This is a genomic window from Streptomyces sp. NPDC059875, from assembly GCF_042731085.1.
GTDB lineage: Bacteria > Actinomycetota > Actinomycetes > Streptomycetales > Streptomycetaceae > Streptomyces.
Window position 1 is genome coordinate 1 of the sequence record NZ_JBHWJZ010000021.1, and the last position, 22,070, is coordinate 22,070.

The 22,070-nt window shown below is 69.2% G+C and carries 18 protein-coding genes, 1 tRNA gene and 6 pseudogenes; 13 read left to right on the plus strand and 12 right to left on the minus strand.

Going from position 1 to position 22,070, the window contains the following annotated elements:
- Positions 1-277: 277 nt before the first annotated feature.
- Both ACFV9D_RS24245 and ACFV9D_RS24250 read left to right on the plus strand, forming a co-directional pair.
- Positions 278-412 (plus strand): annotated as a pseudogene (locus tag ACFV9D_RS24245) (IS110 family transposase); the annotation flags it as partial.
- A 447-nt stretch (positions 413-859) separates the two neighbouring features.
- A pseudogene (locus tag ACFV9D_RS24250) lies at positions 860-1,618 on the plus strand (DUF817 domain-containing protein); the annotation flags it as partial.
- Positions 1,619-1,912: 294 nt separating this feature from the next.
- Here the strand turns inward: ACFV9D_RS24250 and ACFV9D_RS24255 are convergent.
- Positions 1,913-2,317: pseudogene (locus ACFV9D_RS24255) on the minus strand (hypothetical protein); the annotation flags it as partial.
- 499 nt (positions 2,318-2,816) lie between these two features.
- On the opposite strand from ACFV9D_RS24255, the gene ACFV9D_RS24260 reads away from it, so the two are divergent.
- On the plus strand, positions 2,817-3,431 hold the full coding sequence (locus ACFV9D_RS24260; RefSeq protein ID WP_385149912.1) for a GNAT family N-acetyltransferase: 615 nt from the start codon (positions 2,817-2,819) through the stop codon (positions 3,429-3,431).
- Positions 3,432-3,615: 184 nt separating this feature from the next.
- On the opposite strand, the gene ACFV9D_RS24265 is transcribed toward ACFV9D_RS24260, so the two are convergent.
- On the minus strand, positions 3,616-3,762 hold the full coding sequence (locus ACFV9D_RS24265; RefSeq protein ID WP_385149915.1) for a hypothetical protein: 147 nt from the start codon (positions 3,760-3,762) through the stop codon (positions 3,616-3,618).
- Positions 3,763-4,040: 278 nt separating this feature from the next.
- Between ACFV9D_RS24265 and ACFV9D_RS24270 the strand changes: the two genes are divergently transcribed.
- Positions 4,041-4,114, plus strand: a tRNA-Met gene (locus ACFV9D_RS24270).
- 684 nt (positions 4,115-4,798) lie between these two features.
- Positions 4,799-5,998 carry a S1 family peptidase gene (locus ACFV9D_RS24275; RefSeq protein ID WP_385149918.1) on the plus strand — a complete coding sequence of 400 codons (1,200 nt, stop codon included), beginning with the start codon at positions 4,799-4,801 and terminating at the stop codon, positions 5,996-5,998.
- A gap of 554 nt (positions 5,999-6,552) precedes the next feature.
- On the opposite strand, the gene ACFV9D_RS24280 is transcribed toward ACFV9D_RS24275, so the two are convergent.
- On the minus strand, positions 6,553-7,479 hold the full coding sequence (locus tag ACFV9D_RS24280; protein WP_385149920.1) for an IS5 family transposase: 927 nt from the start codon (positions 7,477-7,479) through the stop codon (positions 6,553-6,555).
- A gap of 453 nt (positions 7,480-7,932) precedes the next feature.
- Complete coding sequence (locus tag ACFV9D_RS24285) at positions 7,933-8,733, minus strand: maleylpyruvate isomerase family mycothiol-dependent enzyme (RefSeq protein ID WP_385149923.1); 801 nt, start codon at positions 8,731-8,733, stop codon at positions 7,933-7,935.
- 356 nt (positions 8,734-9,089) lie between these two features.
- On the opposite strand from ACFV9D_RS24285, the gene ACFV9D_RS24290 reads away from it, so the two are divergent.
- The 3 genes from ACFV9D_RS24290 to ACFV9D_RS24300 all read left to right on the plus strand — a co-directional run bounded on the left by ACFV9D_RS24290 (position 9,090) and on the right by ACFV9D_RS24300 (position 11,690).
- Complete coding sequence (locus ACFV9D_RS24290) at positions 9,090-9,530, plus strand: hypothetical protein (protein ID WP_385149926.1); 441 nt, start codon at positions 9,090-9,092, stop codon at positions 9,528-9,530.
- Between the two features lie 254 nt (positions 9,531-9,784).
- Entirely contained in the window at positions 9,785-10,354 is a 570-nt protein-coding gene (locus tag ACFV9D_RS24295) for a hypothetical protein (RefSeq protein WP_385149929.1), read from the plus strand.
- A 577-nt stretch (positions 10,355-10,931) separates the two neighbouring features.
- Positions 10,932-11,690: a MerR family transcriptional regulator gene (locus ACFV9D_RS24300; RefSeq protein WP_385149931.1), complete on the plus strand. Its 759-nt coding sequence runs from the start codon at positions 10,932-10,934 to the stop codon at positions 11,688-11,690.
- Between the two features lie 356 nt (positions 11,691-12,046).
- Here the strand turns inward: ACFV9D_RS24300 and ACFV9D_RS24305 are convergent.
- The 3 genes and pseudogenes from ACFV9D_RS24305 to ACFV9D_RS24315 form a co-directional block, all read right to left on the minus strand.
- Positions 12,047-12,316, minus strand: a pseudogene (locus ACFV9D_RS24305) (serine/threonine protein phosphatase); the annotation flags it as partial.
- Between the two features lie 204 nt (positions 12,317-12,520).
- Complete coding sequence (locus tag ACFV9D_RS24310; RefSeq protein WP_385149934.1) at positions 12,521-12,982, minus strand: hypothetical protein; 462 nt, start codon at positions 12,980-12,982, stop codon at positions 12,521-12,523.
- 93 nt (positions 12,983-13,075) lie between these two features.
- Entirely contained in the window at positions 13,076-13,540 is a 465-nt protein-coding gene (locus ACFV9D_RS24315) for a DUF6086 family protein (protein ID WP_385149937.1), read from the minus strand.
- Between the two features lie 48 nt (positions 13,541-13,588).
- Here ACFV9D_RS24315 and ACFV9D_RS24320 point away from each other — a divergent pair, with 48 nt between their 5' ends.
- Positions 13,589-14,227: a DUF6292 family protein gene (locus tag ACFV9D_RS24320; RefSeq protein ID WP_385149940.1), complete on the plus strand. Its 639-nt coding sequence runs from the start codon at positions 13,589-13,591 to the stop codon at positions 14,225-14,227.
- 77 nt (positions 14,228-14,304) lie between these two features.
- On the opposite strand, the gene ACFV9D_RS24325 is transcribed toward ACFV9D_RS24320, so the two are convergent.
- Positions 14,305-14,487 carry a hypothetical protein gene (locus ACFV9D_RS24325; protein WP_385149943.1) on the minus strand — a complete coding sequence of 61 codons (183 nt, stop codon included), beginning with the start codon at positions 14,485-14,487 and terminating at the stop codon, positions 14,305-14,307.
- 611 nt (positions 14,488-15,098) lie between these two features.
- Between ACFV9D_RS24325 and ACFV9D_RS24330 the strand changes: the two are divergent.
- Positions 15,099-16,327 (plus strand): annotated as a pseudogene (locus ACFV9D_RS24330) (RNA-guided endonuclease InsQ/TnpB family protein).
- Between the two features lie 489 nt (positions 16,328-16,816).
- Here ACFV9D_RS24330 and ACFV9D_RS24335 read toward each other — a convergent pair.
- Positions 16,817-17,353 carry a hypothetical protein gene (locus ACFV9D_RS24335; RefSeq protein WP_385149946.1) on the minus strand — a complete coding sequence of 179 codons (537 nt, stop codon included), beginning with the start codon at positions 17,351-17,353 and terminating at the stop codon, positions 16,817-16,819.
- Between the two features lie 195 nt (positions 17,354-17,548).
- Between ACFV9D_RS24335 and ACFV9D_RS24340 the strand changes: the two are divergent.
- Together ACFV9D_RS24340 and ACFV9D_RS24345 are read left to right on the plus strand one after the other, a co-directional pair.
- A pseudogene (locus ACFV9D_RS24340) lies at positions 17,549-17,812 on the plus strand (Ku protein); the annotation flags it as partial.
- 94 nt (positions 17,813-17,906) lie between these two features.
- The gene (locus ACFV9D_RS24345; protein WP_385149949.1) at positions 17,907-18,485 is read left to right on the plus strand and encodes a Ku protein; all 579 of its coding nucleotides are present in this window, start codon (positions 17,907-17,909) and stop codon (positions 18,483-18,485) included.
- Positions 18,486-18,868: 383 nt separating this feature from the next.
- Here the strand turns inward: ACFV9D_RS24345 and ACFV9D_RS24350 are convergent, their stop codons facing one another.
- Entirely contained in the window at positions 18,869-20,524 is a 1,656-nt protein-coding gene (locus ACFV9D_RS24350; RefSeq protein ID WP_385149952.1) for a hypothetical protein, read from the minus strand.
- Here ACFV9D_RS24350 and ACFV9D_RS24355 point away from each other — a divergent pair.
- The gene (locus ACFV9D_RS24355; RefSeq protein ID WP_385149955.1) at positions 20,523-20,699 is read left to right on the plus strand and encodes a hypothetical protein; all 177 of its coding nucleotides are present in this window, start codon (positions 20,523-20,525) and stop codon (positions 20,697-20,699) included. The genes ACFV9D_RS24350 and ACFV9D_RS24355 overlap by 2 nt on opposite strands.
- Before the next feature lie 19 nt (positions 20,700-20,718).
- On the opposite strand, the gene ACFV9D_RS24360 is transcribed toward ACFV9D_RS24355, so the two are convergent.
- Together ACFV9D_RS24360 and ACFV9D_RS24365 are read right to left on the minus strand one after the other, a co-directional pair.
- On the minus strand, positions 20,719-21,654 hold the full coding sequence (locus tag ACFV9D_RS24360; RefSeq protein ID WP_385149958.1) for a hypothetical protein: 936 nt from the start codon (positions 21,652-21,654) through the stop codon (positions 20,719-20,721).
- A gap of 3 nt (positions 21,655-21,657) precedes the next feature.
- Positions 21,658-22,026, minus strand: a complete 369-nt coding sequence (locus ACFV9D_RS24365; protein WP_385149960.1) for a hypothetical protein — start codon at positions 22,024-22,026, stop codon at positions 21,658-21,660.
- Positions 22,027-22,070: the final 44 nt, after the last annotated feature.

A 22,070-nucleotide genomic window follows, 5' to 3' on the forward strand; every position in this document is an offset into this window, starting at 1 on the left:
CGGAGCGATCAACGCCCACGACTCATCCGTCAGTTCATGTCGACGCACCACGAATAGAGCAACGAGCCGACGACTTTACGGACATGGCCTAGGGGTGCCGTCGGCCCGAGCCTGCTTCTCGACCATGGCGGTGTGCATCCCGTGCGTGCCCATGCTGACGTGCCCAGCCTGCGCCCACGTGGCGCCCGCCGGCCGAACTCGTCCCGGGCGGGCGTACCCGCCGACGGTCCCAACTACGTAGCTCTCCGGGATGGATCCAGCCGTAGTCGGCGCAACGCCCGTTTGTCGACACCCTGCCGTTCCAACTCTGCTGGAGCGGTTCGGGTCCCCGGCCCAGATCCGCAAGGCCGGCAGGCGCCGACTGGTCACGCTGTTACGGCGGAAAGGCCCGAGGATGGCCGAGCGGCTGGTCGGCGCCCCGGAATCACACCCGGCCAGCTTGACCAAACACAGTAGGGGCCCCCGCCCACGCGCCGATGAGCCCGGCGATCCCCTCGGCCCGTGCGTATGTCGTCCGAGGTCGGATCGGGTGACCAGGGGAGAGGCGGGGCCGGGGATGGTGCGTGCGCGTGATCGGAATCTCTCGGGACTGCTGTGTCGATCGGTCCACCGGTTGGTCGACGCACCGGTGGGAACGGCCAGCCGGCTTCTCGGGCGGCATGACGCCTTCCGGTGAATCCGCCCCGTTGGGATCGGCCGGCACCAGAGGGGCCTCGCCTGCATCAGCGTCAGCCTGCGCGTCGGTGGGGGCAGGCAGCATCTGATGCTCGCGGCGCGCACACTGCGGAGGCCGGGCCGTACGCGAGGTTCTGGGAAGGCTGATGGAACCAACCTTCGCCGGTCGGGAGTCTGCTCGGTCATGACCTTCAAGCGGATCGCCCATGGCTGCGCCCAGTTCTGGCGCTTCGGGCTCAGCCAGGTGCGGGCTGTCGCCTTCGCCGTCGTCCTTGTCGGTGGCATCGGCGCCTCGCGGCTGCTTCCCGGCGATCTGCCGGTAGCGCGCTACGACCTGCTCCTGCTCTACGGCGTGGCACTTACTGTCCTGGCCCGTAAAGTCGGATGGGACGGCCCCCGGGACACCGCCGTGATCCTGGGCTGCCACCTCGTGGGCTTGCTCTTCGAGCTTGTCAAAGTGCGTATGGGCTCGTGGAGCTACCCGGAGGACGCCATTTCCAAGATCGCGGGAGTTCCTCTCTACGGCGGATTCCTCTACAGCGCCGTGGGCAGTTACTGCTGCCGGGCGTGGAAGATCATGGATCTGTCGCTGACCGGGTACCGACCGCGGCTGATGGCCGCCCTCGCGGCCGCGGTGTACCTGAACTTCTTCACCCACCACTGGCTGCCGGACGCACGGCTGCTGCTGGCCCTGCTGCTGCTCGCCGCGATGGCCGGCACCTGGGTCCGCTTCACGGTGGGCGCCTCCTGTCACCGGATGCCGTTGGCCATGGCCTTCGCGTTGATCGGGTTCTTCCTGTGGGTCGCGGAGAACGCGGCTACCTACGTCGGTGCCTGGAGCTACCCCCACCAACTCGACGGCTGGCAACCCGTTCCGCTCACCAAGTTCGGCGCCTGGGCTCTCTTGATCAGCGTCACCTTCGTCCTGGTCGCGCGTACCCGGGGCACGCCGGATCAGCGCGACCGGGTGGCTCCCGACGAGGGGACACCGAGTGCTGCGGGGAAAGGCCGGGTCCAGTGGGTTCTGCGGGACACCGATCGCGCGTCACGCGTGCGGCGGCCGCCGGCGCCGCCCCCTACTGTCACTGGTTCGGCCGTGAGGGCCTCGGGCGCCCCGGCGGCGCCTGTTGAAGCGGCGGGAGGAGCATTCCACGGCCCGACCGGCGGCGGCTACCCTGCGGGCGGCCGTCCGTGAAAGGGGCGACCTAGGACGCCGTTCAGGGAGCGGCCGCGACCTCGCGCCAGCCCCCGTTTGCCCGCGGACGGGAATCAGGGTGCCGTCCACGATCCACAGCCGTTCGACGGCGTCGGCGGGCCGGGAGGCCGGCTCGAGGGCGGGGAGGGGACGCGAGCGATGACCCGGCACATGGTCGCGGGGGAGCAGCCGAGTAGGGGCGCGAGTGCCTCATGGCGAGGTTCGTGCGGTGGTAGACGGCCACCAGCAGCACCCGCTCGGCCGGCCGCGGCACCCACTCGGCCACCAGCGGCATCCGGTCGGCCGGCGGCAGGCTACGGACGGCCGCCGCCGGGCACATTCCCGCCCCGCTCACGCCCCACCTTTCAGCAGCGGCTCGAGCTGCCGCGTCCGCGGCCGGGTGAACGTCTCCACCTGCAATAGCTCAGCTCTCAACACCCCATCCATACACGGGAAATGCCCACCTCGCAGCGTCTGCAGCACGCATTGGGTTCCGGGCTGATGGGGCCCTACGTTTTTTTCCCGGGTCGATCGAGCCACTCGTAAGGTTCTGTCACCCAGGGGTGCCGAGTATGGCTTTGATGGCGCTGCCGTTCCTGTGGCTGAAAGAGCTTGGCCGCTTGGTGCCCCGCGACGACTCGACCGCTGATTGGGATGTGCGACCAGATCGCTGAGTAGGGCCACGACGGCGAGGTCGTCTGCGGGACCACGTACGGAACGAAGCTCTTTGAATTTCCCCACCCCGTACACAGGGACTCCCCAGACCCGCTCACCTTGGTTCCCCACTCACAGCGCCGCCGAAGGCGCCCTTGACGGCTCGGCCGATGGTGTCCCGCCGGGTGGTGTAGGCCGTGAGGATCTGCACAACTGGTCTGGCATGGGCGAGCACCGCAGGGCCCGACATAACCGATCGACCCCCTGATCTTGATCGGGTTGGCTAGATGGCATGCCTGAGCTGCGAACCGATCGTCTTCTGCTCCGCCAGTGGCGGGAGTCCGACCTCGAACCGTGGGCGGCTATGAACGCCGATCCTGAAGTACGAGAACACCTGGGGGAACTGCTGACACGGGAGCAAAGCGATGCCGCGGTGGCACTCATGCAGGCCGAGTTCGACGAGCGAGGTTTTGGGTGGTGGGCGCTCGAAGCACGGGAGACTGGTGAGTTCGTCGGCCGCGCCGGATTGGACGAGGTGGGCGAGGACATGCCGTTCGCGGGGGTGGATATCGGGTGGCGGTTGACGCGTTCGGCGTGGGGTCACGGTTACGCCACTGAGGCCGCCCTGGCCTGCCTGGCTTTCGGCTTCGAGGCACTCGGGCTGCGGGAAGTGGTTGCGTCGACGACCGTCGACAACCTTCGTTCCCAGGCAGTGATGCGCCGGATCGGCATGACCCGGGACCCGGCCGACGACTTCGAGGATCCGAGCGTGCCCGAAGGACCGCTTCGCCAGTGTGTGCTGTACCGGACCCCCGCAGAAATGGTCACGGCCTACACCACGCGGCGGAACACGACCCTCGGCACGGCCCGCACACTTCACGAGCGGGCGGCCCCGACCCGTCGTTGATCGCGTAACTGTCTGGGTAGCGAAGAGCGGACCTGGTGATTTTCAAGAATTCCCATCAGGGCAAGGTCCGGGGTTCGCCGGTGGGCGTGATCGGGGCAAGACGATGGCGATCCTGGGCAAGCTCTCCCCGTGCGGGGGGTTTGCCCTGGCCGCGCCGGGTCGGCCGCTGGGCTGGACGCCGCGATCAGTACAGCCCGGCCGCGGTGACGGAGGAGCGGTGCGCGGCTTTGAGACGGGACAGACGGTCGTACGGCGCGAGGTTCACCGCGGCGGCCGCGTGTACCGCACCCCGGGTCCGGGTCGTCGTGAGCGGCGCCAACTGATCCACCATGTCGGCTGGCAGCTCGCGCTGCTTGGCGAGAGCCTGCCCGTAGTCCGGGATGTGCTGGAGCGGCGAAGATCCGCCGTGCCGTCCCCGGCTCCGCCGCCGTCCTCCCTCCGGCTATGCCCACTCCATCTCGAGCGAGGCACCGGCTGCTCGGGCGGGCGGACGACGAAGCTTCCGAGTCGGCCGATGGCCACGCCTGCTGCAGCCGGCAGTGGGCCGCCCGCGAGGCTTGTGCGGAAAATCCTTCGCTCGGGGCGGTGTTGGCGTCTTACTGTGGAGGTCGCCGGGTGGAGCAGGTCGGTAGCTCGCTGGGCTCATAACCCAGAGGTCGCGGGTTCGAATCCCGCCTCGGCCACGAAGAGTCGGGCCCGTCGCGCATGGTGCGGCGGGCCCGACCATGTACTGAGGGTGGGCGTTGGCAGTGGCCCCCGCCTGGTCACGCGCACTCAGCACATGGAGGTGCCCTGTTCGAGGCGCTGGGGGAGTAGGTCTCGCGCGAGTTCGGCCTGGCTGCGCCCCCGTGCCGACATCGACAGACTCCCACCCAAGGTCACCCGCACGGAACAGCGCAACGTGGACCTGGCAGCGTCCCTGGGAAGGGCGGGAGGCCGAGCCGGCAGCTGCCCCAGAAGCCGACCGCCAACTGACCCGGGCCCTCAGGCTGGCGCGAGTGAACAGCTTCAGCCACAGCGCCCCCGCGCGATCTGCGGCGCAGCGGTGACGTGGTGCGGCGCGGAGGTATCTCCGCGACCTTCGGCTCGGGTTGAAGGTTCGCCGTCGGCGTTGAGCGAGGCCGTCATGCCGAAGATCGGCAAGCAGCGTCCCCCTTCGGGCGACGGTGCGGTGCGTGGCGGAAGAGGCCGAGGACCGGCAGGAGTGAGTACCGCCGGCGCGCCTGCGCGGGGAGGAGGGGTGAAGTACGGCCTGCGCGCGAGAGTTTGAACGGATCCTTCGCGTCATCCGTATGGAAGGCCGGACGCGTCCCCTGGTCGCCCCGTCGGCGGCGATCGTAGTCCGTACCCCCACAGGAGGCGAAGAGTTGAGTCACAGGCGAATACCCAAGCGGAATGCGGTTCTGGCGGGGGCCGGGGCGGTGGGCATTGTCGCGACGGCGATCCTGCTGCCACAGGCCAATGCCTCGCAGGACGGTGCGGGGGAGCGGTCGGGCTCGCCGAGAGCGATGAGTGCCCCGGCGGCCGCGGAACTGATTCAACAGCTGGGCGGGCAGCTCGGTGACTCCTACGGTGGCGCGTACTACGACGCGGACAGGCAACAGCTCGTCGTCAATGTCGCCGGTGGTGACACCAGTGCCAGCGCCGAGGTCGAGAAAGCCGGCGCTGTTGCGCACCGCGTCCAGAACAGTCTCTCGGTCCTCGCCTCGGCGATGAACTCTCTGAGCGACAAGGCATCGGTTCCTGGCACCGCGTGGGCCATCGATCCCAGGACGAACGCGATCGTGGTCACCGCGGACCGTACGGTCAGCGGTGAGCGTTGGGACACGGTCGAGAGTACTGTCCGCTCGCTGGGCGATGGCGTCGCCCGCATCCAGAAGTCCAGGGGCGAGTTCAAGCCCTTCATCGAGGGCGGCGACGCCATTTTCGGCGGCGGTGCCCGCTGCTCGCTCGGCTTCAACGTCACCACCCAGGACGGCCGTCCCGGCTTCCTCACGGCGGGACACTGCGGCGTCGCAGCCGAGCAATGGTCGGAGCAACAGAACGGCCAGCCGATCGGTACCGTGCAGGAGGCCGTGTTCCCCGGTGAGGGCGACTTCGCACTCGTGACCTACGACGACCCGAACACCCAGGCCCTGAGCGCTGTGGACACCGGCGACGGCCAGATCGTGGAGATCGCACAGGCGGCCGACGCGGCGGTCGGCCAGCAGGTCTTCCGCATGGGCAGTACGACAGGTCTGCGCAACGGTCAGGTGACCGGTCTCAACGCCACCGTGAACTATCCCGAGGGCACGGTCTCCGGGCTCATCCAGACCGATGTCTGCGCGGAGCCCGGTGACAGTGGCGGCGCCCTGTTCACCCGGGACGGAACCGCCGTCGGCCTCACCTCGGGTGGCAGCGGCGACTGCACCCTGGGCGGCGAGACATTCTTCCAGCCGGTGACCACCGCCCTGGAGGCCGTCGGAGCCCGGATCGGCACGGGTGCCGCCGGTGACGCGGCCGCTGACAACGGCAGCGTCGATGACAACAGCGGTGCCGGCGGCGGTGACAGCGAGGAAGGGTGGTGACGGGAACAGCACCGGCTGACGCTCGCTGAGAGAGCGGCCCTGGGCATACGTCGCATGTTCAGGGCCGCAGCCGTGCCCATGCGCCTCGATCGACGCGGAACCCACGGCGGTCGTCTTCGCCGGCCTGCCGTGCACGACCGGGGCAGCCGCAGGGTGACCCGACGGGCGGGTCAGGGCACGCGCTCGCCGCACCGGCACTCGTCGGGATTTCGGCCGCGGGCAGTGCGACCTTGGTCCGGCTCTGGGTTCCGTCGTCGAACGGGACTCGACGTCGGGTGCGGCTCTTCCTGGCGGCCGCAGAGTCCTATGGCCTCGCGGTCGTCCGATGCAGATCGAGCTTCTTAGGGCTCAAGTTCGACTGCCGGGAGCCGGGAGCGGGGAGCCGGGAGCCGGGAGTGGTGGATCCTGCCGTGTCCGTTGATGTGACGCCTTGACAGCAGCGGAGAGCCGCCTGGCCGGTCCGACTACCCGGCGGGGAGGCAGCTCTCCGCTGTGCCCGTGTGTGACGGCGGGCTCCGTCCAACCCTTACCGCGACTCCGCCTCGCAGACCCGCTCAGTGGCGCGTCCCGCTACCGGAAGTCGTCCCGCACGCGCCGGGTGGGGTGAGGCCAAGGCGGAAGGGGAGGTGCCGGAGCCGCAGTTGCTCCCCATGGTCAATGGCGGTGTGAGCGAGGCCGTGCCTCGCCTTGCCGACATGGAGGCGGATGTGACGTGCCTCGTCGAGTCGAACCCGGAGGCGCTGCTCCATGCGCGCTTCCTGGCGCCGGAGTACAACACGTGGCTGCCATGGCGCAACTCCCTGACCCGTTCCGGCGGCACCCCGGACCCCCAAGAGCCGGCCGTCCCCTCCCGGGAGGGGGTCTCTCCACTTGGGCAGCACGACGAAGCCGCGCATGTCGTCGCTGCGTTTGACGATGGCGAGGACCAGGGCGAGGGCCGCGAGGCAGTACTCGACGAGGCTGCTGGTGTATCCGCCGTCGGCCCAGACCAGGGCCAGCAGGTGGTGCGCGGCAGTGACCTGGGTGAGCAGTACCTGGGCCGCGGCGCGGTCGCCCACATCCGCTGCGGTGACCATCACCGCGAGCAGCAGGCCAAGGGTGTCGACCACGACGTGCCGCTTGCGCCCGTTGATCAGCTTGCCGCCGTCGAAGCCGCGGCTGTCAGAGCCGACGACCGCGTCCGCTTTGACCGACTGCGAGTCGATCACGCCCGCGCCCGGCTCCGAGTCCCGCCCGGCCCGCTCGCGGACCAGGCGGCGGAGCCGGTCGTGGAACTCGCGAACCAGATCGTGGTTGCGCCAGCGCCGGAAGAACGCGTAGACCCGGTCCCACGGTGGGAAGTCGGCAGGCATGGCCCGCCACTTCGTGCCGGTGTCGACCAGGTAGCGGATCGCGTCCAGCATCGCGCGGTGGCAATAAGCCTCCGGTTGCCCGCCCCGGCCCCGCAGCCAGCCCGGCACCGGCAGCAGTGGCCGGACCACCGCTCACTCGGCGTCCGACATGTCGGTGGGATACCGACGCTCGCGCGCCCCGTGGTCTCTGGCGTTCCCGAACCTGTGAGCCAGACAGTCACACGCGAGAGTGGCTGAAGTGGACCCCACTCCCGCGTTGCCGTAGAAATGCGACAACAGGGCCTCCTGGACCGCACGTTGGATTCGACACCCTTCGAGCTACCAAGAGGCGCTGCTCTCATGCACGGCAGCCGCCGCAGTCACCCGATCGACTGACTTCTCGACGAGAGCGGGACGACGGCAGTCGCGTTGCTTCTCGTGATCGCTGGGACGGACAAATTCGCACTGCCATCCAGGTAGACGGTCGGCTTGGTGACGCCCCGAGGCCGCTTCGCGGGTTTGAGCCCGGTGCCGCGACTGACGAACCTGGCGAAGAGTCGTGTCCTACCGGCTCGAGGCGCGGCCAACCGCCCCCGCTACGTCCTACTTCTCCTCCGGCTCCCAGGCGCGGAGCAGGTCGAGCAGCCCTGCGTCTCCGTCAACGTGCAAGGAGTCGGCCTGGATCCGGTCGTACAGGTAGAGGACCAGCTCGCTGGCCGTGCCGTGGACGGAGGCGCCGGCTGCGTCCGAGTCTTCGCCGGTCGCGGCGGTGGGCGCGGGGATGCGGGTGATGCGTGCGCCGTCGCCGTCGACGGTGAGGCGCCAGGAGCGGCCCTCGGCGGCGTGGAAGGCGAAGGCCGTGGGCTTGTGCGGCCAGGCACTCGGCGTTGCGCAGACGGTGAACAGGAACTCCTCCACACCGTCGAGTGCCAGCTCGACCGGCAGCGGCTGCGGGGAGCCCCCGGCGAGCTGGGCGTCGTAAGTGTGCACCGCGGTCTCCTGGACCCGGTGCCGGGCGGTGCCGCCGGCGGTCTGCGGTGACTGCGACGCGGGCCACCACGTCCAGCAACCGCTCTCCGGTCCCGCCGCGCGCAGGGCGCCCAGCAGAAGCTGCGTCGACGCGTCCAGCCAGGCCAGCAGGGCCTCACGCTCCTGCGGCACTTCCAGCGCGGCGCGCGCGGCGACGGCCTCGGCCGGGGGAGCGTCGGCAGACCCCGCGCCTACGATGGCGGCCCAGAAACGGTCTCCCCCACCCAGGTGCTTCACCAGATCGAACAGCGTCCACCCGGGGCAGGTCGGCACCTGCGCGTCGAGACCGGGCGCGGCGGCGACCACGGCGCGGAAGGCGGTCGACCGTTCATCGATCAGTCGCAACAGGTCAGGGAACCCGAGATTCTTTTCCACGCCGGATGTCTATCACCGTGCTCCGGTGATCGGACAGCGATTTTCGCAGTCGCCGCCGGTTGGCCATTGCGGACGTCCTCGCCTCCCACCGCTCGGGTAACAAGCTGCGCACTGCTGCGAGGACGCTGGTGGTGGCGGTACGCCAGGCGTCGTGCCTGTGGGTGCTCTGGCCTCGCCGTGCGGCCGGGCACCTCGGCGACGTGACGTCCACCCGGTGCGCGCGGTCATGCTGCCACTCGATGTGATGGACGCGGAGGTCACGACGGCGGGGGAGGACCGGTCGGGTCGGGAGTTCAGGTGACTCCCGTTCGACCAGCGCTCCTCAAGTTCGGAACAACAACAGCCACTTAGTCGCTATGACGGCTCTGGCCGTCTTGTCCACGGCTCTGATCGGGGCCGGTTCAGCAGACATACCGGCACCAGTAGTCCGTCCGGGCAACGCCGTCCCTAAGGAGGTCCTGGTACGCCAGCACCAGCTGGACGCCATCGCCAACAAGATCACGCAGAACCGCCCCGAGCATGAGCGGCACCGCCTGCCCGGGTACGCGGGAATCATCGTCGACGCGGACCACGGTCAGCTGAACGTCTACTGGAAGGGCCAGGTTCCGCAACGGGTCCGCACCCTGGCAGCGCAGGCACCCCAGGGACTGAAGGTCAGCCTCCACCCTGCTCGCTATTCGGCTGCCGAAGTCTCGGCCGCCCAGAAGAGGTTGCTCAGAAACGGCGACGGTCGCGGCGGCGGTTCACTTGCCGGTGGCCGGAAATGGACCCGCCTGGCTACGTCCCCCCACAGGTGACGGCTTAGTCATCGGATACGAGCCCGAAGCGGGGATTGCCGGATCCGAGCAGAAGCGTGTGGCGTCGGACGTCGCAGCCGAGGCTGAGAAGGCTACCGGCGTAGCCGTAACAGCCGTGCCCACGGAGCGGGCGCAGATCTCCGCCCGACAGGACGACTATTCACCGTGGTGGGGCGGCGCAGGTCTCATAAAACCCCGACCGTACATTCTGCAGCAGCGGATTCAGCGTGCTGTTCCTCTCAGGAGCCGCGGGCATGCTGACGGCGGCGCACTGCGGAATGGACGGGGAGTTCAAAGCCAGGACCGGCGAACGCATAGGCGACGCGATCCTCAAGAGGCGTGACCTCGATATCACCGTCATCGGCGTGGACGGTGCGGTGGGCGGCTACTACTACGACGGCCCGTGGAACACCGACAACGGCAAGCACGTTGTCGGTTGGAACACCAACTACATCGGCGACTATGTGTGCACCTCCGGCGCCATGTCGGGAGTCCACTGCAACAACAAGGTCAGCTCGATCGAGGACTCGATCATCCAGGACGACGGCACCAAGGTCGGTCCAGTCGTGTTCGCGCAACGCACGAATTTGCAAGATGTCTCCCATTCCAAGGGGGACAGTGGCGGCCCCGTCGTCACCAGTCCGGACGGGACGTACGGCTTCGACATGGAGGCCCGCGGAATCATCAGTGTCGGCCGCGGCGAACCCGTCGTATGTATCCCGAACGAGACCGTGGACCCCACGGTCAGATGCTTCGGCACCGTCGGCTACATCCCCATGGGCACGATCATCAACACCTTCGGGATCAGGCTGGCCACCGAGTAGGCGCCGCGTCCGTTGGCGGTGCTGGGCGATGTCCGGGTGATTGACTGGTTCCGGTCGGGGTTGGGCGGCTTGCGGGTGACGCTGGCGTGGCCGGCCGGTCTGCGGAGTCGGAGGGTGGGGTGGTCCGGCACGGGGTGCCGTACTCCGCTCCGGGGGAGGGCTGCTGGTGCGAGCGACACGACTGCGGCGGCCTGGTCCCGGTGTCCTGGTGTGAGGAGCACGGGGACGCGGCCGGCCCGGTGATGGAGTGGCATCCCGGTGGCGGAATCCGCTGCATCGAGCTCGCTTGCACCTGAGTGTCGGACGGCCCGGAAGCGGTGGGAGGGCCGCCGTGGCTCTGCTCATGAGAGACGACAGCATTTCTACGGGGATTCGGGCGGCACCGGGGCTCTGGGCAGGGTCCAGATGTTCACGTGTTTCGCAGCGGGCGGAGGCCATTCCGCCTGGGGTGTAGACCGTGCCTGTTCGATTGCGAGGATCTTGGGTCTCAGGGTTGAAGTTGCCGTTGCGGCAGCTCCTACCGTCGTGACCAGGGCCGGAGACACCGGCCCGGCGACACACACGTGCAGGAGTCGTGATGGACTGGCCGATTGCGGAGGTGGCCCGGATGTCGGGCGTTACCGCCCGGACACTGCGCCACTACGACGAGACAGGGCTGCTGCCGCCTGCTCGAATCGGCGCCAATGGGCGCCGCTACTACGAGGAGCGCCAGCTCCTGCGGCTGCAACAGATCCTCGTGTTGCGGGCGCTGGGCGTCGGGCTGCCGGAAATCGGCCGGATCCTGTCTGAACAGGTCGACGAGGTGGATGCCCTGCGGGGCCACCACCAGCGCCTCCTCGCGGAACGGGACCGGCTCGACGCACTGGCCGACACCGTTTCCCGCACGATCGCCGAACTGGAGCAGTCCAGAAAGGACGGCAACCCCATGACCATCAACCGACCGGAGAACCTCTTCGAGGGCGTGACGCCCTCCCAGTACGAGGAGAACATGCGCGACTTCCCCGAACTCGCCGAAGAGGTCGGACGACGCGCCGTCGCGATGAGCCAGGCCGACGCCGACGCCGCGCACCGTGAGCGCACCGCGCAGATGATCCGGCTGGCTGAACTCATGGCCGCAGGCCACCCGGCCGACGCCGACCCGGTCCAGGCCGAGATCGACGCCCAGTACCGGGCACTGACCGAACTGCGCGCTGTCTCCGCCGAGGACTACCGGGCCATCGGACGCTCCATCGTCGACAACGAGACCTGGCGCGCCGCATACGAGGCCATCGTTCCTGGCCTGGCCGCGTACCAGCGCGACGCCATCGAGGCCTACGCCACCACCCGGCTGAACTGAGACACGGCGCAACCGCCATCGAGGGAGGACCGCGATGGCGGTTGCGCCGCGTCACGGCGTGCCGGCGAGCGTGTGGTGTTGCGCCTGCGGGTCCGCCGGTTCACCTGCGCGGACACCTCTTGCGGGCAGCAGACCTTCGTTGAACAGGTACCTGGACTGACTCGCCGTCATGCCCAGCGGACTGAACGACTGCGTGCAGCCTTGAGCGAGGTGGGTCTTGCTTTGGCCGGCCGCGCTGGAGCCCGTCATGCAGACGTCTTCGGCATCTCCGTGAGCCGCAGCACGGTGCTTCGGCTCGTCGATGCGATGCCTGACCCTCAGCCGTCGGCCCTGCGGGTGGTGGGTATCGACGAGTACGCGATGTGCAAGTGGTTCGGCTCGAAGCCGGGCCGCTCGGGACGGCGGAGGAAGACCGCGGCGCCGATCACCCGGCGGCGGCCCCGCAGCGGGGCGAGGATCGCCCGGTGCCCGCCGGGCAGCACGTGCTCGTGCCCGAGCAGCTCGGGCAGCGCGGCACGGGCGGCGGCGGAGTCGCCGAAGACCGGCCGCACCCCGCGCAGCACCTCGGCGAGCGCGCCGCCGGAGCGGACCTCGCACAGTTCGGCGGCCGGGGTCGGGTCGGGATCGGGGACGAGGATCAGCTCCTCGCCCTCCACGTCCCAACGAGGTATCAAGCGCGTGGTGTTGACAGTGGTGGGGTACCGAAGAGGCCGAACGCCGCCGCTCTACCGCGAGGGAACGGACAAGCTCGCCCTCGCCTACCAGGCCGCACTCCGCCTCGCCGCCATCCTCATCTGGGCACGGCAGTGAGGATGAAGAGACGGCGCCTTTCAGTCGTAGAAGAAGAGCTCAAGGTCCTCGATGGACCCCGGCCCGGTGAGGAAGCCCTCAGCCTTCGCGACCTCGTCTTCTGGTGGCAGTTCGCCCTTCATGAGCTGCTGCATCCAGATTTCTCCTTGCTCGCCGACCGCGTAGATGCCAGACAGCAACTCGGTCATGCCGGCAGGGTGCGGCGGGTTGTGCCCGGCGACCGGTTGGAGCACCCAGCCGCCTGACCGGGCCGCGAGCCGCAGCACCCCGGCCCAGTTCGCGATCCTCCCGATGCGTACGTGCCACGAGTCCTCGGTGAACGGGGCCATCCGCCCACCATGAAGAGGGTTCGTGGCGGCGCCGATGTCCTCGATCACTTGCCGTTCCACGACGTCACGGACCCAGCGCCCCTCCTGCGCTTCTTCGATGGCGGCCTCCCACCACCTCCACCCGCCGTCGAGTCGGTCCGCGAATGTGTCCATGTGGAGAGGCTTCCATGCACGATGCCGCAAGCATTCAGAGGGGCGCCGATCAGTGGATCGACTGATCAAGGAGACAGGCTCTAGCCGGATCGGTCAAAGGTGGTCGTACCGGCCGCTCTGAGGCCCTGGAGAGACGCTATCGGACGGCGTCGGTTGCTGGGGTTGTGGTACGGCGCTGCTGTACCGCCTCCAGTTGGCAGCCCCCATGGAGCGTCCGAAGGAGGCCATCTCGCTCCGGAGAGCCTCCTCATGTTCGGCCCTCAGCGTGAGCGAGGCCCCTGCCATGTCCAGGAGAACGAGCGACGTGACCAACAGGCCGCGTGAGAGTCCATGCAGCACCGGGTTCTGGGTCGAGGAGTAGGACTTGTACAAACCCTCTACGAACACACGAAAGGTCGGCAGATCTACGTCACAGCCGCCTATCCGAGCGTTTTCGATCAAGCCGCTCGGCAGTTCCACATAGTCCTCTGCGGCTTGCGTAAGGGAGATGTAGAGCCGACCACTGTTGTAGCCCGCGTCCCAAAGCGTCTCGCCGTCCAGTTCGTAGGGGTAGCTCAATCTTCCAACTCCACATTTCCGTATCAGTCGTAAGGCTGCTGGTGAGCTGTGGGCGTTGATGTCAGACATGGATGTCACGTCCGTGGCCCCCGCCGGATCGCCGAACTCCTCGACGACAACCCCGCGATCACCCTCACCGAAGTCGCCGACACCCTGGGCATCGCGAAGTTCCCCACCGCCCAGGCCGGCCTCGCCCAGCTCCGAGGCCGGCGCATCGCCGACCTCGTCGAGGCCGAGCCCGAACTCACCCCGATCGAGGCCGCCGAGCGCCTCGGCTACCCCACCGTCACCCACCGCGGCGCCGCGACGATCGCCGAGGCAGAGCTGCGCACCCGACGTGCCCGCCCGTACCTGCAGAAGGTCGCCGATGCTCTGAACGAGGCCGGCGTTGCCGAGGCAGTCCAGGTTGAGGTGCGCCAGTTGGACGGCGACCACCTGACGGCCGCGATCCCGCTCACCGCAGAGCAGAACACGCCGGCCCTGGTGTGGGACGAGCGGTGGGGATGGCGCACCGCGACTAGCCGCCGCCACCCGATCGGCAAGGACACCGGCAGTGCTCCGGAAGGCGACGGAATCCGGTACATCGGCGACGGCCAGCAGCCCGATCCCGCTGACCTGCTCGAGGCCTTCACCAACAGCCGCAATGGATCCCGACGCCCCAAAGCCGTCTATCAGGCGCGGCTCTAACCCACGTCCTGCGGATCCGCGTCGCCGGCCCCTGACTCCGATTGTCGACTGCGCTCGCGTCACCGCGCTCCTTGTCGTCATCGTCGCGGCCGCCGACGAAGTCGCAGGATCGTCGCAGTCAGCTCCGGCAGGGCCTTCACCACGGCGACGGTGTCAGTTCGATGGGCCCGGAACAGCGCGACGACGCAGACAACGGCCGCGCACATGATGCCGAAGCAGATGACGATCAGGGGCAGGGTGAACAGAGGGTCGATGTGCATGGAAGTCCTCCTGAATCGTGCCCGGCTCGTCCGGGCGGTCAGCGGGGTGGGGGATCAAGCGGTTAGCCCTGCAAGGCCCCCCACCACGACCGGTTTGGTGGCCGGTCCGGATCGTCGTAGAGGAGAGCGAGGCCGACGCACCACATGCGAGAGCTGGAACTCTGGAATGCGGCGCTTGGGTCTGCACCCGCGTTTGCCGCGTTCTCGCAGGTGTGCACCCAGCCGGGGGCGATGAAGAAGCCGCTGCCCCAGACCGCGGTTCGGGCCTGGGGCAGCGGGTGGTTCGGGGAGTCGTAGAAGCGGACCAGATCGCGGCGCATTCAACAGCTGGAGCTCACGACCTATCGCGAGTTAGTTATGGGGAGCTGAAGCCGCGTCATTACGCGACTTTGACGAGATCCGGGACGCGAGCCGGCAGCCGGCCGCTAGTCCGCCGTCCTGGGTGCAGGCCTTCACCCGACTCCGCCGGAGGCCACGCGGCGAACTCGCGGTAGCAGATTCACTGACTGCGCACGTGTCCTGTTCGCTGGCTCACAGAAACCAAGTGAGCGTGGAGGACGAAAGCGCAGTGCCGACCAGTTCCGATGTGCTGATACTCGGCTATAAACCAACTGCAGTACGGTGATTGGTATGCGGCTCCGGTCAGCTTCCGTCTGTGCCCGAACGGTCCTCAGCGCTCGGCGCTGGCCCAGGCGTTCGGGTGTGCGCGGGTGGTCTAGAACGACGCGCTCCGCGCCCGTGAGACCGCCCGCGCCGCCGGTGAGGCGTTCCCGAAGACCGGGGACCTGTCCAAGCTGCTGATCACCGAGGCCAAGCAGACCGGCGAGCGCTTTTGGCTCGGCGAGGTCTCGGCTGTGGTCCTCCAGCAGTCCCTGCGGGACCTGGACACCGCGTACCGGAACTTCTTCGACGGCCTCAAGGGGAAGCGCCCGCGCATGGGCGCGCCCCGGTTCAAATCCCGCAAGGACAACCGGCAGGCCGTACGGTTCACCGCTAATGCCCGCTGGAAGATCACCACTGGCGGGGACCTGTCCTTGCCGAAGATCGGCGATGTGCGGGTCAAGTGGTCCCGCTCACTGCCCTCGGTCCCGTCCACGGTGACCGTGATCAAGGACGCCGCCGGCAGGTACTTCGCCTCGTTCGTGGTCGAGACCGAGGTGCTGCCCGCCACGGACGCCGTGGTCGGCATCGACCTGGGCCTGAAGCACTTCGCGATCCTCTCGGACGGCACGAAGATCGACAGCCCCCGCTTTCTCCGGCGTGCCGAGAAGAAGCTCAAGCGGGAACAGCACCGCCTGGCCCGTAAGACCAAGGGCAGCAGCAACCGGACCAAGGCCCGTATCAAGGTCGCCCGCGCTCACGCCCGCGTGGCCGACGCACGGCGCGAGTTCCACCACCAGCTCTCCACCGGATCATCCGCGAAAACCAAGCGGTGGCAGTGGAGGACCTGGCGGCCAAGGGACTCGCCCGTACGCGCCTGGCCAAGTCCGTACACGACGCCGGATGGTCGGCGTTCACGGCGATGCTGGAGTACAAGCCGGCCAGGTACGGGCGCACCTTCCACCGCATCGGACGGTTCGAGCCGACCACCCAGGTCTGCTCCCTGTGCGGCGTCAAGGACGGCCCCAAGCCCCTGCACGTCCGCGTGTGGGAGTGCCAGGCGTGCGGGGTCTGGCTCGACAGGGACATCAACGCGGCGGTCAACGTCGCCAAGGCCGCCGGACTGGCGGTGTCAGCCTGTGGAGCGCAGGTAAGACCAGGACTCGTCCCGGCACAGCGCGGCGAAGCAGGAACCCACCGAGACGGTCAGCCGACCCTGGTAGGAATCCCCGCCCTCTAGGGCGGGGAGCGGAAGTCAAAAGCTGCAGTGGACGAAGGCGGGCAGGGACGAGCCGCAGGAGTCCGCCGTCTCCTACAGCGCGTCGGCCGTCGAGGACTACAGGGTGCCGAAGGCAGCCGAAGAGGGCGTCTCCGCCGTCGAGATCGTCAAGGTGAAGATGGGCGTGTAAGTCCAGGCCCCCAGTGCCCGCCCGGGCAGCACACGGGCGGGCGCTGGCATATGCCGAAGGTTCTTTCGTGCACGACCCTGTTGCACCCGGGACGCCGGTGGCAGTGTGTCGGTACGCGGTCCTCGCAGACCACCCCCGGAGAGGGATCGCGCACCTGGTCCCGCCTGCCGCCGAGCGGGCGGGACCGCGCTGCCCCCTTCCCGGCTCCCCACGGGAAGGGTCCAGGCGCGCCCGTACACCTGGCTCCGCACGCCGACGGCCCGGCTCCCGCTCCACGCGGGACGCCGGCCCGTCGGCGTGTGTGCTTCTGATCGTTGGTTTCAGGGGCTGTCGACCGATCCCGGGTCGACCAGGGCGCTGATGTTCTCGATGGCGCCGTCCGGTGCGAGCGTCACGTCGACGATGACGGGTTGGACGGGGTGCGGCGGAAGGATGGGGTGCGGCGGGACGATGGGGCCCGGCGGGTAGACCTTGAAGAAGGTGGGGTTGAAGGTCAGTGGGGCGACCGGGCCGGGCGGGTAGGTGACTTCGTCGGTGTCGCTGCCGACGAAGCGGTAGGCGTCACCGCTGACCTCGCCGGTGCCGGTGGTGGGCAGCAGGGTGCTGGTCACGCGGGCGGTGCCGCCGCCGTCCGGCTCGGTCTCGGTGACGACCCGGACCCGGATGCTGCCGGTGATGTCGATCGGCTCCGAGAAAAAGGCTCCGAACGTGCCGCTGAGGGGCAGCACGACGGTCTGCCGGTGGATGAGCTGTGCGGGCCGGGCCGCAGCGGTGGTCGTGGCCGTGGTGGTAACCAGGCCCAGCACGGCCAGAACGAGGCTGACCTTCGTGGCGGCGCGCGTGAGATGACCGCGCATGGGTGCTCCCATCGGTGATGCGGGACCGCGTCGCTACGCCCGTCCCGCAGACGGAGCCCCAGCCTGTCCAGCCGACCGGACACGTGTCGCGCCGGACGGGACCGGTCGAGTGACAGCGCCCCGCCCGAGGGCGTGCGATCACGGGCGGAGTCTGCATAGCCTGAGGCCAGACCCCAGGGGGCTCCTGGAGGAACGATGCCCGGTCGTCCGATCTGGAGCGGCGCCATCTCGTTCGGGCTGGTCACGGTGCCCTGCCGGCTCGAGGCAGCAACCGAAAGCCACAGCATCAGCTTCCGCCAGATCCACCTCGACGACGGCGGCCGGATCCGCTACCGCAAGGTGTGCGAGCTCGACGGCCAGGAGCTGACCGAGACCGAGATCGGCAAGGGGTACGAGGTCTCCAAGGACCAGGTCATCCCGATCACGGACGAGGACCTGGCCGGCATGCCGCTGCCGACCGCGAAAGCCATCGAGATCGCCGCGTTCGTCCCCTGGGACAGCATCGACCCCCGCCACATCGGCGAGAGCGTATTACATCTCGGCCGACGGCCCTGTGGCGGCCAAGCCGTACACCCTCTTGCGGGAAGCGCACGGCCGGACCGAGCAGGTCGCAGTGGCGAAGTACGCACTCCGGGGCCGCGAGCGCCTCGGACTCATGCGTCCATATCGCGACGCACTACTGCTCCACGGAATGCGCTGGAGCGACGAGGTCCGCGACCCGACCGAACTGACCCCCGACGACGTCGACCTCACGGAGAAGGAGATCGACGAGGCGCTCACGCTCCTCGAGGCCATGTCCGTGGAGCGCCTGGCCGACGTCGACGAGTCGGCGCTGACCGACCACTACCGCGAGTCGCTGCTCGAAGTCATCGAGGCGAAGGCCGAGCACCGCGAGCCGAAGGCGGCGGAGGGCGAGGAAGCGGCGCCGACCGGAAGGGTCATGGACCTCATGGCCGCACTCGAGGAATCCGTGGCCAAGGCCAAGGCGTCCCGCGGCGAGACCGGCGAGCACGCGACCGTGCACGAGATGCAGAAGCCGAAGAAGAAGGCCGCGGCCAGGAAGGCGCCCGCGAAGAAAGCAGCTGCCAGGAAGACCGCGGCGAAGAAGACGACGCGCCGGAAGAGCGCCTGATCGTCCTACGCGGGCGTCGTCCTCTGCGGCTTCTGCAGGGCGAGCACAGCCTCGCGGCAGACCGGGCAGAGCGGGTTCTCTGGGGCAGGCTGTGTGGCGCGAGGCAGGGGCGCACAAGTCATTGCAGCTCAGCGTCGGTACAGAAGGTGATAGAGACCGCAGCACCTGTGGCGCTGTCACAGCTGATCCGGACCCGCCGCGGTTGCTTTCACGCCGTGCTGAGGACCAGATGGCTGCGTAGGTGAGAAGGGAGAACGTTTGTAGACCAGTTGCAGGAGCAGTCGTTTGTTGCTGATGTCCGGAATGTTGATGAGATTTGGCAACGCTGGTCTGGTGTGTCGGCGTCAGTCGATGGTCCACGGAGGTTGCCATGCCCGTGATCGCTACGTGGGTGTCGTCTGTCCGCGCTGGACGGCCCCCGGCTTGGTGGCGGTGCCGTTCAGGCAGTGGTCGAGGAGTGCGTGCATGCGCGGAACGGGGAGGGACGGGTTGGAAGCAGCGCCCTCGGCGGTACGGGGGTCGGCGAGGAGGGCCTCCAGGGCTTCCGGTGACAGATTCGGGTTGGCGGCCGCTGCCCGGCGCACCGACGCGTCGGGATCCTCGATCGGGGGGTCGGGCAAGGCGGGATCGGCTGCGGCCAGGGCCCGTACCTCGGGATCCGGGTGGTCGACGAGGTGAGCCCAGCCGGTACGAGGGAACGCGGGCAGGGCCAGCAGGTGCGGACGGTGGACCGGGCGGGTGACGAAGACATCCAGGAGGAGGTGCGGCGGAGCCAGCGGGTGGTGGCAGGCCAGCCGGATCCTCACCTCCTCGTCGTCGTCCTGCGCGAGCGTCTCGGCGAGTTCCGCCGACAGGCCCGGCCAACTTGCCGCAACCCGGCGGAGCACCGGTTCCTCGGACACGGCACAGGCGGCCAACCAGTCGGGTGACGGCCCGACAGCCGGCTCAATATTCGACGTGGTGAACGGCTCGCCCTTCGGGCACATGCAGTCAGGACCGTGCCCGATGACCTGATCGATCGCCCAGTGCTCCGCCCAGGTACGGGGGAAGGGGTGGAGGCGCGCGCACATCCGCACGTCCTCGTCCGGGTCCTCTCTCAACTCCGCCACCAGGTCCGGTGCCACGTCGGGCCGGGCGGCGACCGAGGCGCGGACCCCCGCGTCGGGGTGGCGGGCGAGCCGGGCGAGGGCGTAGGACGGGGTGTGCGGGTTCCGGGCCAAGCGGAGCACCGTGCCGTCCGTGAAGCACTGCTCGACGAGCGAGGGGGACAGAGCACACGTTTCGAACACGAATGCGTTGCGCGAACCGAAGGACGGCAGCATGGCCTCCACCCGTTCCGGGTCCAGCGCCCAGTTCCTGTCCTGCGCCGCTTCACGGACCGCGGGGTCCGGATCGTCGAGCAGCCCCGCCCGCTGCGCCGGGGTGAGGGACTGCCACCTCCAAGTGGCCCGTATCCGGAGTTCGGGGTTCTCGTGGCCGGCGATGGAGCGGAAGAAGGACAGCGGGATCTGCCGGGACGAATCGAGCTCCCCGATGATCTCCTTCGCGGTGACCTTGCCGTCCTCGCCCCCGTCCTGGGCCATCAGGAGGCTCACGAGGATGTCGTCCGGCAGCGGTCGGACCCATCGGAGGTAGTGACGGGGGCCGGAGGCGAGCCACCCGCGGACGACCCCCGACGGGTCCGTCGCCAAGGGGGCGAGCCGCGCCGGGTCGACGTACCGGTTGCGGGCGAGCGCGCGGCGGATGACGTAGTCCGGATGGCGCAGGACAGAATCGATGGTGGCGTCAGGCAGGTCACGACCCTCGCACATCAGCAGGCATGCCTCACCGGCCGCTCGATCCAACAGTCGTACCAATACGTCGGAGGGCGCCGCCGGATTGAAGGCGACGCCGCGCAGCCACAGTTCACGCAGAGAGTCGAACACCGTGTCATCCTGCCACCTCGCCCCCTGAACGGGCCGCGCGACCACGACCGCGGCGGCGCTTACCGGCGGCTCCGTCCGCAGGGCATCGGACCACGTGGCGAGGGTCTTGCTCATGATGCGCACGCTGACCGTCCCCGGCACACCGCCAGGCTCCGCATCCACCCCGCCGGGGGCCACGCACTACATCCGGGGCAAGTCAAGCAACCGGGCGTTGCTGAAACTCGGCTACATCGTCTTCCGTGCCCACGGGGTGTTCTCGCTCTTGGGCAACAAACGCTCTCGCTACTGACCGACAACGCCAACCAGACTCAGGCGGACGGCGTGTGGGGCTGGGTGCGGAGCAGGGCGGTCAGGGTGGCGCCGAGCTCAGGGGTGGCCGGGCCGGTGTGCTCGATGCCCAGGTGGCTGGCGAGATCCCCGGCGTGCAGCCGGGTGGCGGCCTCCAGGAGTTGGGCGTAGGTCTCCGCGGCCGCGCGGGTGTGGTAGCGGGAGACGAGCGCCAGGGCCGTGGCGAGCGGGACCGCGGGCCACCACCAGGAGGCGAGAGGGGCGTACAGCAGGGCCCAGGCGCCCAGGGCGAAGGCGCGGGCGAGGGCCGCGCGGGCGGCGGTCACTTCGGTCCGCACCTGTTCCGGGAGATGGAGCCACAGCGGTGGCCACACGACCGCGAGGTCGAGGTTCAGATCGCGCTTCAGCCGGATCGCGACCGCGTGGACGCGGTCGCCGCTCCACGTGGGCCGGTCGGGGGCCTCGGCGGCGATACGGGCCCTGGCCCGGCGGGCGTCGTGGCGGGGCGTGGGGTCCAGGCGTTCCCCCCGGGTGCGCGCGGCGGCGGCCGCCGCGCGCAGACGGTGGTACGTGGTGTGGTGATCGGCCCATTGGGCGGCGCGTGCGTCGACCCGCCGGGCGACCCGCTCGCGCAGCGGTCTCGGCCACGTACGCCAGTCGGCGGCCAGGACGAGGTGTTCGGCAAGGGAAGCCAGGGCCTGCGCGGCGAGTCCCACCGCGGCTGCTCCGGCGAGGACGGCGGCCAGCAGCACCACTTGGCCGCCGACGGTGGTGGCGGGACGTGTGCCCGCCCAGCCCGTGATGGTGTCGATCAGGCGGCCGATGTCCAGGGCGTGGGCGTGGCCGAGGGTGTGGGCGGTGACGGCGACCGCCAGATAGAGGGCGCCGGGGAGCACCAGGAGGGTGAGCCAGCGCTCGGCCAGCTTCTTCCCGAGTTCGCTCAGCAGGCTCCCCATGGACTACAGCCCGTCCGGACGCAGTGGCTGTCCGGTCAGCGTGCACTCGGGTGGCGCGACGCCCGGCTCGGGCCAGTCGTAGCGCGAACACCGGTGTGCGGGACACAGGTACACGCTCTCGTCCGCGTCCTCCTGGTCGATGCCGGCCGGCTGAATGCCCCTGCTTCCGTAGATCCCGATGTGGTCCCCGGCGGCCAGCAGCGTCGTGTGCAGGTCGTCCAACGGGAGGGCCGGGTCCTCGCCCCGGCGCACGGCCTCTCTCAGCCGGCGCACCGGAGCGGCCTCGACGCCGCCCGGCAGGACGGCGCTCAGCTCGTCCAACCGCTCGCACACATAGGCCAGTTCCGCCGCCGCGTTCCTCTCCCCGTCCACGAATCCCCCTGTCGACCGAAGGTGGTGCGCGCAGTCGCCTACGG

Coding starts and splice junctions, on each gene's coding strand:
- ACFV9D_RS24260 (WP_385149912.1), top strand. CDS start 2,817: ATGCCTGAGCTGCGAACCGATCGTCTTCTGCTCCGCCAGTGGCGGGAG.
- ACFV9D_RS24295 (WP_385149929.1), top strand. CDS start 9,785: ATGCTGACGGCGGCGCACTGCGGAATGGACGGGGAGTTCAAAGCCAGG.
- ACFV9D_RS24265 (WP_385149915.1), bottom strand. CDS start 3,762: ATGGTGGATCAGTTGGCGCCGCTCACGACGACCCGGACCCGGGGTGCG.
- ACFV9D_RS24360 (WP_385149958.1), bottom strand. CDS start 21,654: ATGGGGAGCCTGCTGAGCGAACTCGGGAAGAAGCTGGCCGAGCGCTGG.
- ACFV9D_RS24290 (WP_385149926.1), top strand. CDS start 9,090: ATGACGGCTCTGGCCGTCTTGTCCACGGCTCTGATCGGGGCCGGTTCA.
- ACFV9D_RS24310 (WP_385149934.1), bottom strand. CDS start 12,982: ATGGACACATTCGCGGACCGACTCGACGGCGGGTGGAGGTGGTGGGAG.
- ACFV9D_RS24355 (WP_385149955.1), top strand. CDS start 20,523: ATGATGCGCACGCTGACCGTCCCCGGCACACCGCCAGGCTCCGCATCC.
- ACFV9D_RS24325 (WP_385149943.1), bottom strand. CDS start 14,487: ATGCACATCGACCCTCTGTTCACCCTGCCCCTGATCGTCATCTGCTTC.
- ACFV9D_RS24350 (WP_385149952.1), bottom strand. CDS start 20,524: ATGAGCAAGACCCTCGCCACGTGGTCCGATGCCCTGCGGACGGAGCCG.
- ACFV9D_RS24335 (WP_385149946.1), bottom strand. CDS start 17,353: ATGCGCGGTCATCTCACGCGCGCCGCCACGAAGGTCAGCCTCGTTCTG.
- ACFV9D_RS24300 (WP_385149931.1), top strand. CDS start 10,932: ATGGACTGGCCGATTGCGGAGGTGGCCCGGATGTCGGGCGTTACCGCC.